This is a genomic window from Kribbella sp. NBC_00662, assembly GCF_041430295.1.
GTDB lineage: Bacteria > Actinomycetota > Actinomycetes > Propionibacteriales > Kribbellaceae > Kribbella.
In genome coordinates this window covers 3,455,581-3,469,615 of sequence record NZ_CP109029.1, presented here as the reverse complement: position 1 = coordinate 3,469,615, position 14,035 = coordinate 3,455,581, and the positions used below count along the sequence as shown (strand labels likewise).

The following is a 14,035-nucleotide window of genomic DNA, read 5'->3' as shown; positions in this document are numbered from 1 at the left end:
TCCCGGGATCGTGGGGAAAATCGCCGGATTCGGCCGCACCGCCCAAGCGGCCCGATTCTGGAGGACCGCTATGCGATCTTTCGTTACCCGTCCGCGCGCCCTGGCCGTCCTGCTGGCCGGTACGGCGCTTGCGTTCAGCCCACTCGGAGGGCAGGCGACCGCTCAGTTGCCTGTCAATCAGACCGGGAACCCGGCGTGTTTCACCCCGGAAGACGGAGCCGCCGCGCGTGGTGGCTTCGGTGCTGACCACCGGGAGCTGTCGGTGGCGGAGCAGAAGGCGATCGACGCCAAGACGGCGGCGATCCTGAAGGCCAAGCAGGCCCGTGGACTCGCGCCCACGGCCGGCAAGCTGGCTGCGGCGAGCGTGCCGGTCTACGTGCACGTGATGCTCAGCACCTCCGGCGCCGGTGATGTGACCGCGACCCAGATCAACCAGCAGATCGCCGAGTTGAACCAGGACTACGCGGGTCAGGAGTCGTCGCAGGCGGCGAACACCGGCTTCACGTTCTACCTGGCCGGCACCGACCGCTTCAAGAACAACCAGTGGCACAACGACCGGCAGAGCACCCAGTACCGCTCACAAACGCGCAAGGGTGGTAAGAACGCCCTGAACATCTGGCTGGTCGACTTCTCGTACCTCGGGATCGCTACCTTCCCGTGGGACTACGCGAGCAACCCGTCGATCGACGGCATCCGGGTCCAGTACAGCTCGCTGCCCGGCGGCTCGGCGACCAACTACAACCTCGGCAAGACCGCGTCCCACGAGGCCGGACACTGGTTCGGGCTCTACCACACGTTCCAGGGCGGCTGCACGAGCACGAACGACTCGGTGTCCGACACGCCGGCCCAGAGCAGCGCCTCCAGCGGCTGCCCGACCGGCCGGGACTCCTGCTCACTGCCCGGTCTGGACCCGATCCACAACTACATGGATTACTCGTACGACTCCTGCTACAACCAGTTCACGCCGGGCCAGTCAACCCGGATGAGCAACATGTGGACTGCCTACCGTGCCTGATGGCAGGTATGAGACCCGACTGTGACATCTGCACCGCCGGGCAACTAGAGTGCCCGCGATGCGTTTGCTTCTGACGGCCTGCGCGACCACCGCACTGGTGGTCGCCGGCCCTCTGACAGCTACCGCCGCCGGCCAGGGCTCACAAGGCCCGGTCGGCGGCGACCTGCTGACCGCGAAGCCGACGGTCGTCGCCGACGGGGCGGCACCGCCGGCTGTGCAGGCGTCGGCGTACGTCGTGGCCGACCTGGACACCGGTCAGGTGCTGGCGGCCAAGGCACCGCACGCCAAGCTCCGCCCGGCCAGCACACTCAAGACCCTGACCGCGCTGGTCCTGCTGCCCCGGCTCAAGAAGACCGATCCCGTGATCGGCTCGGACGCCGACGCCGGGATCATCGGCAGCAAGGTCGGTGTGTACCCCGGCCTGCACTACACCGTCGACCTGCTCTTCCAGGGCATGTTCCTGGCCTCCGGGAACGACGCCGTCCACGCGCTCTGCGCGCACGACCAGGGCGGCATCCCCGCGACCGTCCAGCGGATGAACGCGAAGGCCAAGGAGATCGGCGCGCTCGACACCCACGTGACCGACCCGACCGGCCTGGACGCCGACGGGCAGTACTCCAGCGCCTACGACCTGGCCCTGTTCGCGCAGGCCGGGCTGGCCCGCGAGGACTTCGCGAAGTACGCGTCGACGAAGTACACGAACTTCCCGAACGCCGGCAACAAGGGCACGTACCAGGTCGCGAACCAGAACAAACTGCTGTTCAACTACGACGGCGCGCTCGGCGTCAAGACCGGTTACACCACCCTGGCCCGCAACACGTTCGTCGGCGCCGCCCGCCGCAACGGCCACACGCTGGTCGTGACGATGATGAACGCCCCGCACGGCATCACCGAGGACGCCAGCAACCTGCTGACCTGGACGTTCACCAACTACAGCAAGCTCAAGCCGGTCGGCACGCTGGTGAAGGAGGAGGCCCCGCCGAAGACGACGTCGCAGGGCAAACCCGCCGACAAGCCGGCCGCCGGTACGGCGCGCCCGGCCCGCAGCCGCACCGTCCTCAGCCCCGGCCAGGCCATGCAGTCCCTCGCGTTCCGAGTCCCCGTCTGGGCGTACGCCGGACCGCCCGTACTGCTACTCGGCCTCTTCCTGCGCCGCCCGCGCACCCTCCGCCGGCGCCGTCACTAACGACGGACGGAACGGGCAGCCCGCACAGCCTGGACGGCCAGCGTGGTGAGCGTCGCCCCCAGCACCGCACCGGCCGCGACCGCGACCGTGTCCGCCTTGCGCTCCGGGATCGGAACCACCTTGTACCGCTTACCCGGCGGCCCTAGCAGCAAGGGCTCAGGCTCCTCGACGACCTCCTCAGGCGCCGACTCGACCTCCGGCACGACGGTCGCCTCCTTCGTCCACGCCGCGATCAGCATGATCACCCGGGTCATCAGGTAGATCCAGACCAGCAGCGCGAGCGGCAACGCCAGAGCGCCGTACGCCGCGTTCGCGCCGATCACGTGGCTGACGTAGAGGTTCCCGAGCCGCTGCGCCAGGTAGAACACGATGCCGCCGGCGAGCGCCGCGATCAGCAGAACCTTCGGCGGCATCGCGATCCGCGGCAGGGCCGTCATCAGGTAGCCGAACAGCAGCGCTCCGGCGCCGATGCCGACGACGATGCTGATCAGCTGCAGACCCCAGGTCGCCAGCCAGGTCCCGTCCATGTTGCTCGCGTCGACGATCCGCCGGGACAATCCGGTCAGGACGGACGAGGCGCCGGTCGCGATCAGACCCATCAGACCGAGACCGACCAGCGCGCCGAGGTCGGCGAGCTTCTGCTGGACCGCGTTCCCCGGCTGGTCGTCGAGCTCGTGCATCAGCCGGATCGACGCGCGCATGGCATCGATCCAGCCCAGGCCCGTGAGCAGCAGACCGATACCGGAGATCAGCCCGATCGTGCCGGCGTGGGCGATCAGCGCGTCGATGTCGATGTTGTTGCCGACCCCCGGCAGGTTCTGCTCCAGGGACTTCTTCAGCGTCTCGATCGCGTCGTCACCGAGCAACGGCCCGATGATCGCCGCGGCCAGCACGATCAACGGAAACAACGACAGGAAACCGAAGAAGCTGGTCGCACCGGCCAGGCGGTTGCCGCGCTGGTCGCCGTACCGCTTCCACGCCCGCCACAGCTGTGTCTGGCTGAATCGCGCCCAGACGCGCTTGATCGTCCCCATGAGACTCCTGTACCCGAAGAGTGCGGGGCTCAGCCTGCCAGGGGGAAGGACCGCTGTGGTCGCCACACGCCGTCGGCGCCGTGTTCGTAACGGCTGAAGTACTCGACGTCGAAGGCGCAGTCGTACTCCGACAGGGCGTCGTACGCGCGGTCGAGGGCGTCCTTGTCGAGGTCGTGCGCGACCGTAACATGCGGGTGGTACGGGAACCGCAGGTCGACCTGGAGCGGGCCGGACCGCACCTGCGACTGCAGTACCTCGCACGACGAGATGCCCTCGGCCAGCGGCACGAAGACGACCGGCGAGATCGGCCGGAACGTCGCCGTACCGCGCAGCCGGATCCGGAACCGGGGGAACCGGGCCGCGACCGCCAGCAGATGCTCGTCGATCACGTCCAGGTCGGTCGCCTCGATCTCGGTCGGCGGCAGCAGCGTGACGTGGGTCGGGATCGACGCGGCCATCGGATCACCGAAATCGGCCCGGAACTTCTGCAGCTCCGAGCCGTACGGCTCCGCGATCGGGATCGCGACACCGATCGTCGTCGTCATGGGGCCTCCCGGTCTGGACTGAGGAGCGGCGGGAGCGAAGCGACCAGAGCGACGAGGGAAGACCGGGAGCGACAGCCCCATGACGCGCCGCGACGGAGTCGCGGCATCAGTACAGTCATCCCCGGCCTACCGGCCCGATCCCGGACCGTACGGCGCCGGGCCGGGGACGAACCCGAGCCGGTCGTAGACCCGGGCCAGGGTCGGCTCGGTCACCGCGCGGGCCCGCTCGGCGCCGGCGGCCAGGATCGCGTCCAGCTGCGCCTTGTCGTCCAGGTAGCCGAGCGTCTTCTCCCGGAACGGCGTGACGAACTCGACCACGACCTCGGCCAGGTCCTTCTTGAAGTCGCCGTACCCGCGACCGGCGTACTCGTCCTCGAGCTCGCTGATCTTGCGGCCGGTCAGTGCGGAGTAGATCGTCAGCAGGTTGGCGACACCGGGCTTGTTCTCCTGGTCGAAGATCACGTCGCGGCCGGAGTCGGTGACCGCGGACCGGATCTTCTTCGCGCTGACCTTCGGGTCGTCGAGCAGGTCGATGATGCCGGCCGGCGACGAGCTGGACTTGCTCATCTTCGCGGCCGGGTCCTGCAGGTCGGAGATCTTCGCGGTCTCCTTGACGATGTACGGCTCGGGCAGCCGGAAGGTCTTGCCGAAGCGGTGGTTGAACCGCTGGGCGAGGTCGCGGGTCAGCTCGAGGTGCTGGCGCTGGTCCTCACCGACCGGGACGCGGTCGGCCTGGTAGATCAAGATGTCCGCGGCCTGCAGGATCGGGTACGTGAACAGGCCGACGGTGGCCCGGTCGGCGCCGCCCTTGGCGGACTTGTCCTTGAACTGCGTCATCCGGCTGGCCTCGCCGAACCCGGTCAGACAGCCGAGCACCCAGGCCAGCTGGGCGTGCTCGGGCACGTGCGACTGGACGAACAGCGTGGACCGCTCCGGGTCGATCCCGGCCGCTAGCAGCTGCGCGGCCGACCGCCGGGTGCGCTCGCGGAGCGCCTTCGGCTCGTACTCCACGGTGATCGCGTGCAGGTCGACGACGCAGTAGAACGCCTCGTGGTCGTCCTGGAGGGCCACCCACTGCCGCACCGCGCCGAGGTAGTTGCCGAAGTGGAAGGAGTCCGCCGTCGGCTGGATCCCGGAAAGCACCCGAGGGCGCCGCTGGGAACCGGCTGCGGAGGGGTCAGACGCAGCTTGGGACATACGCCCGATTCTGCCAGCGTCCCTGGTGCAGTCATCACCCGGGCGGGTCTGTCCTGGTCATATGTCCAGCACTATGAGTGCCGGGTCACCAGCTCCAGCCGCGGGAGGCGAGTTCCTGTTCTTCCTGCCAGCGTTTCTCTTCGGGCTGTTTGGCGTCCGGGTCGGGTACGCCGGCCAGGCGGCACGCCTCGTCCAGCAGGTCGTCGTACGCCGCCTCGAGCGCCATCAGGCGGTGGGCCTTCGCATAGACGTGGGGCGTGGACTCCACCCGGCGGATCTTGGTCGACAACGTCCCCAGCCTGGTCTGCAGCCGGAGCGTGTCGAACGGATCCGGCAGCGGGACCGGACGCCGACGGAAGCGGCCGTGTGCCTGCGCGGTCAGACGCTGCAACCGGCGCCGCCAGCGGGCCGGCGGCGGGCTCGGGAGGAGCAGGCTGAGCAGGGCGCAGAGCATCAAGAACAGAACCGCTGCACCGAGCCATGCCATGTCGCCACTCCTCAGCAAGAGAGTACGGCGAGCAGCGCCCGACGGCGATAGCAATTACCCGTTCGTCGCCGGGTTGCCGTCGACCGCGGCCGCGAGCTTCGGAACCAGCTCGTCCAGGACGATCGGCAGGCTGAGTACGGAGACGAAACTGGTCGCGCCGTACAGCTGGTCGTCGTAGTTCTCCTCGATGAACACGTCCCGGCCCTCGGTCCTGACCTGGAGGTTCTTGTAGAGCGGGTCCGCCTTCAGCTCCGCCGTACCGCCCTTGTTCGGGAACCAGACCAGGACCTGCTGGTCGAGCATCGAGACCCGCTCGGCGCTGATGTTGCCGCCGAACTTGTCCCCGATCGCGGCGTCCAGCCCGCTCGGCAGCGAGAACCCGAAGTCGGTCAGCAGCCGCGACCGCGGGTCCTGCGACCCATAGACGAAGTACCCCTCGTACGGCGTGGCCATCAAGGCGGTCTTGCCCTTGAACTCGGGATGCTGCGCCCGCACGTCCGCGAACCGCTTCTCGATCCCGTTGACCATCGCATCGGCCTCCGACGGCTTGCCCACCGCCTGGCCGACCGTCCGCGCCACGACCTGCCACGACACCCCGTAGTCCGGCACCCCGGCCGGCTGCGCCACGGTCGGCGCGATCGCGCTCAGCTTCTTGTAGTCGTCCGCCGTGATCCCGGAGTACAGGCCGATGATCAGATCCGGCTGCAGCGCGGCGATCTTCTCGAACTGGATCCCGTCCTTGTCGCTCAGCACCTGCGGTACGGCGCCGTCCCCGAGCTTGGCCTCCGCCCACGGGAACAGCGCGCCCGGCTTCTCGCCGAACCACTCGGTCGTCGCGACCGGTACGACGCCCAGCGCCAGCAGCGCGTCCTGCTCCACCAGCCCGACCGTGACGACTCGCTTCGGGGCCTGCTTGACCACCGTGTCGCCGTACTTGTTCTTGATCGTGACCGGGAACGCGCCGCCGCCGGCCGAGCTTGCGGCTTCCGGCTTGTCATCGGCTCCACAGCCGGTCAGGGCCAGGAGCAACACAGTCAGCAGCACGAGCGGGCGCATGGCGGACCTCACCTTGAGTTTTAGTTAGGTTGCCCTAACCTAACTCAGATCTCAGTCCCGGTGGTACTTCGTCACCGCGTTGTCCTGCTTGACCTTGTCCGCGGCTGACTGGATCCGGGCGGTCCACTCGGACTGCTGCAGCCCGCCGGCCAGGAACTGTCCGGTGGCCGCGGCGGCCGCGTTCGCGAAGTCGGGGTACCAGCTGTCGAAGTACCAGGTGACGACCTGATCACCGGCCGCCGTCAGCAGGTCGCGGGCCGAGCGGAGCGCCGTACCCGTCTCCAGGCCGTCGGCCGCGCCGCGGACGATCGTGAGCTGGTTGGACTCCGAGCTGACCTGCGCCGCGACGTCCTGGGAGAGCAGTGCGCGCAGGTATTCGAGCCCGCCGGCCTTGTTCTTCGCCTTCTCCGGCACCAGGAACGGCGCGGTCGCGGCGACATGCAGCCCGCTCGCGAGCGCCGGCGAGGCATCCAGCGGCGGTACGGCGAACATCGTCAGCCCGAACCGCTCCGGGATCAGGCCCTTCATCTCGTTCTCGAGCCAGTTCCCGCACGGCAGCATCCCGGCCTTCGAGGCCAGGAAGCGCTTCTGCGAGCCGATGTGGTCGTACTGCGCGCTCCCGGCGGCGATCAGGCCGCGCTTGGTCAGCTCGCCCACCGCGGCGATCGCCCGGGTGACGCTCTCGTCCTTCCAGGCGCCGTCGTCGAGGTTGTCGATCCGCTTCAGCACGTCCGCACCGCCGGTCTTGGCGGCCAGTGTGAGCACCAGCTCGAGGACGTAGTACGGGTGGGCGCCGGCGTAGATGAACGGGCCGAGACCGGCCGCCTTCATATCGGTGCCGAGGGCAAGCAAATCCGGCCAGGTGTGCGGGACGTCCCAGCCGTTGGTCTGGAAGAGGCTGGCCGAATACCACAGCCCGTAGACGGTTGCGACGTAGTTGAGGGTGCGCTGCGTGCCGTCGTACCGGCCGATGTCGAGCAGCTCCGAGAGCAGTTGGTCCTTGACCTTCGCGGCCTGGTTGTCCCACGACGGCGCGTCCAGCAACTGCTGCAGGTCGGTGAGTTGACCGTCCTTCACCAGCCGGCCGAGCTCGAGTTCCTGGTCGCCGGTGCTGAGCACGACGTCAGGCGGATTGCCGGCGGCGAACCGCGGCAGCAGGGCGTCCGACAGCTGCGGCGTTGTCTTGGGTGTGACGACGGCGCTCGCATACTTCTTCCGGTACGCCGCCGCGGCGAATCCGCCATACTCCTCGCTGGTCACGACGTCGAGAGGAGCGTTCGCGTCGACGTCGAACGGGTTCTGCGGGGAGACGGTCCGGGCCGGCGGGGCCGATGAGCATCCGCTCAGGACCGCGCCGGCCAGCGCTCCCTGGAGCAACGTCCGCCGTTTCAGCATCTCGGCAGGCTATTACTTCAGGGTGACTCCGGTGCTTCAGGGCTTCAGGACTCCACGGCTTCAGGCGGTGCGGCGGATGCGGCCGGCGTACTTCGCCTCGAGCGCATGGTTGTGCTCGTCGCCGCCCGGGATGTTCGCGGACAGGTAGACCGGCGGGGTCTCGCCGGCCTCGGTCATCCGGCGGAGCACCTCGGCGACCAGCATCTGCGCGATCAGAGCGGCCGTGATCGACGAGACCGCGCAGACCTTGCCGCCGCCATCGGGCAGGTCGAGCACGGAGTCGCCGTACGGCGCGTGGTTGTCGAGCACCACGTCGGCGAAGTCGATCAGCTTCTTACCGGACGGGTGCCGGGAGTCCATGCCGCTGGTGTGCTGCATCGAAGTGATCGCGATCAGCGGGTGCCCGTGCTCCTTCGCGACGCTCGCGAGCTCGACGATCGAGCCGTTCACCCCGGAGTTCGACGCGATCACGAACACGTCGCCCGGCCGCGCCGCCGACAGTTCGTAGAGCTTGCGCGAGTACTTCGGGTCGCGCTCGAGCTCCGCGCTGCGAAGCAGCTCCGGCGGCTCACCGCCGAGCAGGACGAGGTCGCGCAACGCGATCCGGTTGGTCGCGATCAGCCCGCCGGCGCGACCGGCGATCTCCATCGCGAGCGCCTCGGAGTGCCCCGAGCCGAACGCCTGGATCACCCCGTCGGCCCGCAGCGACTCGGTCATCAGGTCGGCGCCCTGCTGGATCGGGCCGTCGATCTGCTCGGTCACGGCGGCCAGGATCGGAGTCAGGGTGTTCACGTAAGACTGCGCACTCACGCCGCTCGTCTCGCCTGATCCCCCGTGCTTACTGCTGGCCATCAGCGGCCCACCCCTCGACTAATCTGCTCGCAGCGACACTCCTGGTGCCGACAAGTGCGCAAGTTTGCGGTTTGCTGGACAGAACTTTTCTCAACTGGCAGTTAAAGTCAAGGCCCATCATCTTGCGGGTGATGTCCGCGGATCGGGACCGTTGCGTGACCTTGTTCCCTTGTGCTTGTAAATAGGCTCTTTGAGCAGTTTGGAGCATTGCGTATGTCGGTCGAACGTCCCCTGCCGGACCCGTCCGCCCCAGCTGTCGACCGAGCAGTCCAGATCCCGGCCGGACCGCTGGTCCTAGGCGGCGATCTGGGCGGCACCTCCACCCGGATCGTGATCGCCGACTCCCAGGGCAACGTAGTCGGTCGCGGTGCCGCCGCGGGCGGAAACCCGACCAGCCATCCCGTCAGCGCTGCGGCCAACTTCGGTCAGGCTCTTCACGCCGCCCTCGCCGGTCTGGACGCATCCGAGGTCAAATCCGCCGTGGTCGGCATGGCCGGCGGCTCCGCGCTCGGGCGGCCGGATGTGGCAGCCCGGTTCGACGCCGCGTGGACCGGCGCCGGGCTCACCGTGGCCCCCGACTACATCGGCGATCTCGAGGTCGCCTTTGCGTCAGGTACGCCGCAGCCGAGCGGGATCGTGCTGATCGCAGGCACCGGCAGCAACGTCGGTCTGGTCCGCGACCACCAGCTCGTACGGACCGTCGGCGGACACGGCTGGCTGCTCGGCGACGAGGGATCCGGCTTCTGGCTCGGCCGCGAGGCTGTGCGCAGTGTCTTGCAAGCTCTGGATCTTCGTGAGCCCCTTGGGCTGCTCGAGCAGACCGTCGTGGAGACAGTCCTGCCCGATCGGGACCCGCATTCGACTGCACAGCGTGAAGGATACGACGCTTTGCGTGACGATCTGGTCAGAACAGTCAACAGCCGGCCACCGGTCATGCTCGCCGAGTTGGCGCCGGCCGTGATCGCGGCGTACGCACAGGACGACGAAACCGCTCGCGCACTGGTCAAACGCGCAGCCGAGTTGCTCACAGAGACAGTCGCCCGCCTGAAGACCCCGTCCGACAGCGGCCCGATGGTGCTCGCCGGCAGCGTCGCCGGCGAGTCGTCCCCCGTCGGCCAACTCATCCGGCAGCACTTCGCCGGCGAGGTCCTCACCGCGCGAGACGGGGTCGGCGGCGCCACCTGGCTGGCCCTCGGCGCCCTCGACCCCGCCCTGGCCACCCACGAAAACCACCACCGCCTGGTCAGCAGCTAGCCCCGCCCTCGCCCCCACCCCTCGCCCCTGCCCGATGGGTTACCCCATCTTGTGGTGCCTTCCCCGCCGGTAGTCCGGGGCGGGAACCCACAACGGGGTGGGTGAACCCATCTGATGGGTCTTGGATGCTTGGGGGTATCGACGTGATGGACGAAACACCAGCCCTCCGGCATGCCGTTGCAGCTGTCCTGCCATGGCGGCTCGATTGCGGGTAGGGATCGAGGCAGCCGCGGCGGAGATGCGAGCGGGTTGGCGAACTGGCGTCGGGACCGGCCGGTGCCTGGACATAGGCCGCTGCGGGATGCCGAGGGGCGAGCGTGCGCGACTCCCGGCGCGCTCACCTCACCCGCCGCGGCGGGTGAGGTGAGCGGAATACCGCCACAGCCGGCTGAGCGTAGTACGTCAGTCGAAGACGGAGACCGGGCGGACCTCCACCGCCACGAACTCGGCCTCCGGGATCGTCGCCGCGATCTCCTCGGCTCGTTCGGGGCTCTTGACGTCGATGAGGAACACGCCGGCCAGCTGCTCCTTTGCCTCGGAGTACGGGCCGTCGGTCGTCGCGCGGACGCCTTCGCGGACCCGGACCACCCGGGTTTTCGCCGGTGGGTCGAGCGGTACCGCGGTGATGAGTTCGCCGGACTCGTCGATCTCGGTCAGGAGATTGTTGAGTTGGTCGGTCAGGGCGTCGCGGGCCTTCTTCGGGAGCTTCTTGCCCTTCTCGGTGTTGAGGAACGACGGGTGGCCCCAGGTGATCGGGTTGCTGTGGATCAGGAGCAGGTACTTCATGATCGGGCATCCTTTCGGAATCTGAAGGGGATCTTCGCAGCAGAGGTCGGACACGATCGGGAGCACTCGACATTTCGCGCATTTATCGTGAACGGCATGGACGAGATCGACTTCCGCCTCGCCGACGGGCGGATCCTGCACGGGTACGACAGCGCGCCGGGCGACGACGCACGACTCGCGGTCGTCTGGCACCACGGCACGCCGAACCTCGGGGTCCCACCGGAGCCGCTGTCCGAGGCGGGTGAGTGGCTCGGTATCCGGTGGATCTCGTTCGACCGGCCCGGGTACGGCGGGTCGACCGCCGCGCCGGGCCGGACGATGTCGTCGGTGGCGGCGGATCTGACCACGGTTCTGGACACGCTCGGGATCGGCACGTTCGCGCTGATGGGGTACTCCGGCGGCGGCTCGTTCGCGCTCGCCTCGGCGGCGATCCTGGGCGAGCGCGTCGAGGCGGTCGCCACGTTCGCCGCGATCGCGCCGTACGACGCCAAAGGTCTCGACTGGTACGACGGCATGGTCTCGTCCGGTCTCGCCTCGCTCCACGCGGCGGCCGCCGGGCGGGATGCGAAGGTGCGGCACGAGACATCCGGCGTCGAGTACGACCCGGAGTTCACCGCGAGCGACATCGCGATGTTCGACGGACCGTGGGGCTGGCTCGGCTCTGTCGCCGGCAGCAACGCCACACCGAACGGCCCCGACGGCGTGATCGACGACGACTGCTCCTATGTCATGGACTGGGGCTGCGACCCGACGACGATCGCCGCTCCGACCCTGCTCATCCACGGCACTGCCGACGGCATCATCCCGTGCTCACACGGCAAGTGGCTGGAGAACAACCTGCCGAATGCCGAGCTCGAGATCTACGAAGGCCTCGGCCATATCTCGGTCCTCAGCCACGCCGAGCCCGCCCTGGAATGGATCCGCGAGCAGACCGGCTGATCAGCCCGCCGACAGCAGGTGCCGAGCGCGGGGCAGTTCGAGCGCCAGGTCGGCAGCCTGCCGGTACAGATCCGCGTCCTGCCCGGTGATGCGCTCGTTGTGCTGACGCAGGTGCTCGGACCAGCTCGCCACCTCGAACACCTCGACGTAGAGGTCCGGCGTGCTCACATCGCGGTACGCCGCCCATCGCCGCGCGCCGGTTCGCTGCCGGGAGAGGCCGACCCGGGCCAGCACTGTCCGGAACTGCTCTGCGTTCTCCGACGGCACGTGGTACGAGACCTCGACCAGCACCGGACCTGACCGCGGATCGATCTCCGGCTCCTCCTCGGTCAGGATCCCGATCTCCGGGTCGGGCCACGGCTGGACCACCGTGCGGTCCAGGTGGCCGGTCCGTTCGTGCAACGGGAAGATTGCCAACGAGGCGGCACCGATCAGCAGCAGGACCCCCGCGACGAGCAGCGTGGTCGCGGCGCCCAGCGCGGCGGCGAGCAGACCCCAGATCAGTGCGCCGACACCCTGACCGCCGAGGAACACCATCAGATAAACAGCCAACGCCCGCGCACGAACCCAGCCCGGCAACGCCAACTGGAGCGTGGTGTTGAGCGTTGACAACGCACCGAGCCAGCCGGCGCCGGCGAGGATCAGGATCAGCGCGACGACCGTTGCGTTGTGCAACAAAGCGACGGCCAGTACGCCGATGGCGTAGGCAACGGTCGCGCCGCCGAGCAGCGTGTTGCGGCCGATCGTGGTCCGGATCGGTTTGAGCAGCACAGCACCCCCGACAGCTCCCAGCCCGAGCGCGGCGAGCAGTACGCCGTACCCGGTAGAGCCGAGACCCAGGCGATGGACCGCGGCCACGGGCAGTAGACCCCACAACGCGGACGCCGGGAGGACGAACAGCATCGCGCGCAGCAGGATCCGTCGTACGCCGGGCGCGTACGCGACGTACCGCAGACCGGCTCGCAGTGCGGGCAGCATCGGCTCGCCGGCCGCGGCGACCGCGGTCGTCCGGTGCCAGCGCAGAAGTGCGACCAGGATGGCGAGGTACGACACGGCGTTGACGGCGAACACGACGGCCGGACTGCTCAGGCCGAGGAGGAATCCGGCCAGCGCGGGCCCGATCGCCCGGGCGATGTTCACGTTGAGGCTGTTGAGCGCCGCGGCCTCCGGCAGCTCCTCGCGCGGTACCAACTCCGGCTGGATCGCCTGCCAGGCCGGGCTGGTCAGGGCCTGGCAGGCACCGAGGACGAAGGTGATCGCGATCAGCGCGGTCGGGGTCAGCAAGCCGTCAGCGCTCAGGATCGCCAGCCCGCCGGCCACGATCGCCATCGCCAACGTCGCCATCGCGATCAGGCGGCGACGATCGAGTACGTCGGCGAGCACGCCCGCGGGCAGCGACACGAACAGCACCGGCAGCAGGCTCGCGGCCTGCACGATCGACGCCAGCGCCGCCGCGTTGGGCTGATGGACGACGGTCCACTGCGCGCCGACGGACTGCATCCAGGTGCCGACATTCGATCCGAGCTGCGCCAGCCAGAGTGCACGGAACACCGGCCGCCGCAGCGGTGCCCAGGCAGACGACGGCGACGATGCTGCAACGGTCATGCCGCATCGTACGACCGCGGATCCCAAGCACATTCCAGGCGCATTCCAAGCAATGGCTTGACATCGGATTCACCTCGGTGCATATTCCAAGCATGTCTTTGGAGAAGGATCCGCGGCGCTCCCGGTTGCTCGACGATCCGTTGGCGATCCGGGCGATGGCGCATCCGGTCCGGCTGGACCTACAGTCGTTGCTCGGGCGGGAGGGCCCGATGACCGCGGCCGACGCGGCGCGCCGACTCGGGATCAGTCAGGCGCTGGCGTCGCACCACCTGCGGCAGTTGGCGAAGTACGACTTCGTCGAGCCGGCTCCGGGGAAGGACAACCGGGAGCGGCCGTGGCGGTTGGTGTCGACGTCGCAGTCGTGGCGGGATGCGGCCGCGACTCCGGAGGGCGCTGCAGCGGCCGACGTACTCGAGCAGTTGCTGGCCGAGCGGGCGCTCGAGCGGTTGAGCCAGTGGCAGCAGCAACGCACCTCCGAGGACGCCGTCTGGCGGGACAGCTCGGGTATCGGGCAGAGCGGGTTCTACCTGACCGCCGAGGAGCTGACCGAGCTCGTCGGGCAGGTCGACGCGTTGCTGCAGCGCTGGATCGACGAGCGGCCGATCGACGACAAGTCCACCCGCCCGCCGGGCAGCCGGCACGTCTCATTCACCCAGATCGTCACGATCTCGCCCGAGGAGTAGG

14 protein-coding genes are annotated in these 14,035 nt (G+C 68.8%); 5 read left to right on the top strand and 9 right to left on the bottom strand.

Features of this window, described 5'->3' with window-relative positions; translation table 11 throughout:
• Nucleotides 1-70 precede the first annotated feature (70 nt).
• Both OHA10_RS17535 and OHA10_RS17530 read left to right on the top strand, forming a co-directional pair.
• Nucleotides 71-1,015, top strand: coding sequence for a zinc metalloprotease (locus OHA10_RS17535; protein ID WP_371407278.1), 945 nt, complete (start codon nucleotides 71-73; stop codon nucleotides 1,013-1,015).
• A gap of 58 nt (nucleotides 1,016-1,073) precedes the next feature.
• A complete protein-coding gene (locus tag OHA10_RS17530) occupies nucleotides 1,074-2,201 on the top strand; it encodes a D-alanyl-D-alanine carboxypeptidase family protein (RefSeq protein WP_371407277.1) in 1,128 nt (375 codons plus the stop codon).
• Here OHA10_RS17530 and OHA10_RS17525 read toward each other — a convergent pair.
• From OHA10_RS17525 to OHA10_RS17495, 7 genes are all read right to left on the bottom strand, one after another.
• Complete coding sequence (locus tag OHA10_RS17525) at nucleotides 2,198-3,235, bottom strand: YihY/virulence factor BrkB family protein (RefSeq protein ID WP_371407276.1); 1,038 nt, start codon at nucleotides 3,233-3,235, stop codon at nucleotides 2,198-2,200. The two genes, OHA10_RS17530 and OHA10_RS17525, sit on opposite strands and share 4 nt — an antisense overlap.
• A gap of 29 nt (nucleotides 3,236-3,264) precedes the next feature.
• Entirely contained in the window at nucleotides 3,265-3,780 is a 516-nt protein-coding gene (locus OHA10_RS17520) for a 2'-5' RNA ligase family protein (protein WP_371407275.1), read from the bottom strand.
• 126 nt (nucleotides 3,781-3,906) lie between these two features.
• Nucleotides 3,907-4,977, bottom strand: a complete 1,071-nt coding sequence (gene trpS, locus OHA10_RS17515; protein ID WP_371407274.1) for a tryptophan--tRNA ligase — start codon at nucleotides 4,975-4,977, stop codon at nucleotides 3,907-3,909.
• A gap of 85 nt (nucleotides 4,978-5,062) precedes the next feature.
• Nucleotides 5,063-5,464, bottom strand: coding sequence for a hypothetical protein (locus OHA10_RS17510; RefSeq protein WP_371407273.1), 402 nt, complete (start codon nucleotides 5,462-5,464; stop codon nucleotides 5,063-5,065).
• Between the two features lie 54 nt (nucleotides 5,465-5,518).
• Nucleotides 5,519-6,520: an iron-siderophore ABC transporter substrate-binding protein gene (locus OHA10_RS17505; RefSeq protein WP_371407272.1), complete on the bottom strand. Its 1,002-nt coding sequence runs from the start codon at nucleotides 6,518-6,520 to the stop codon at nucleotides 5,519-5,521.
• 51 nt (nucleotides 6,521-6,571) lie between these two features.
• Entirely contained in the window at nucleotides 6,572-7,915 is a 1,344-nt protein-coding gene (gene ngcE, locus OHA10_RS17500; RefSeq protein WP_371407271.1) for an N-acetylglucosamine/diacetylchitobiose ABC transporter substrate-binding protein, read from the bottom strand.
• Nucleotides 7,916-7,975: 60 nt separating this feature from the next.
• The gene (locus OHA10_RS17495; RefSeq protein WP_371407270.1) at nucleotides 7,976-8,725 is read right to left on the bottom strand and encodes a sugar isomerase domain-containing protein; all 750 of its coding nucleotides are present in this window, start codon (nucleotides 8,723-8,725) and stop codon (nucleotides 7,976-7,978) included.
• 255 nt (nucleotides 8,726-8,980) lie between these two features.
• Here OHA10_RS17495 and OHA10_RS17490 point away from each other — a divergent pair, with 255 nt between their 5' ends.
• A complete protein-coding gene (locus tag OHA10_RS17490; RefSeq protein ID WP_371407269.1) occupies nucleotides 8,981-10,021 on the top strand; it encodes an N-acetylglucosamine kinase in 1,041 nt (346 codons plus the stop codon).
• 402 nt (nucleotides 10,022-10,423) lie between these two features.
• On the opposite strand, the gene OHA10_RS17485 is transcribed toward OHA10_RS17490, so the two are convergent.
• Nucleotides 10,424-10,807, bottom strand: coding sequence for a YciI family protein (locus OHA10_RS17485; protein WP_371407268.1), 384 nt, complete (start codon nucleotides 10,805-10,807; stop codon nucleotides 10,424-10,426).
• Nucleotides 10,808-10,903: 96 nt separating this feature from the next.
• Here OHA10_RS17485 and OHA10_RS17480 point away from each other — a divergent pair, with 96 nt between their 5' ends.
• Nucleotides 10,904-11,746: an alpha/beta fold hydrolase gene (locus OHA10_RS17480; protein ID WP_371407267.1), complete on the top strand. Its 843-nt coding sequence runs from the start codon at nucleotides 10,904-10,906 to the stop codon at nucleotides 11,744-11,746.
• Here the strand turns inward: OHA10_RS17480 and OHA10_RS17475 are convergent, their stop codons facing one another.
• Nucleotides 11,747-13,351, bottom strand: a complete 1,605-nt coding sequence (locus tag OHA10_RS17475; RefSeq protein WP_371407266.1) for an MFS transporter — start codon at nucleotides 13,349-13,351, stop codon at nucleotides 11,747-11,749.
• Between the two features lie 92 nt (nucleotides 13,352-13,443).
• On the opposite strand from OHA10_RS17475, the gene OHA10_RS17470 reads away from it, so the two are divergent.
• Nucleotides 13,444-14,034: a helix-turn-helix domain-containing protein gene (locus tag OHA10_RS17470; protein WP_371407265.1), complete on the top strand. Its 591-nt coding sequence runs from the start codon at nucleotides 13,444-13,446 to the stop codon at nucleotides 14,032-14,034.
• The last annotated feature ends 1 nt before the right edge of the window (nucleotide 14,035 follow it).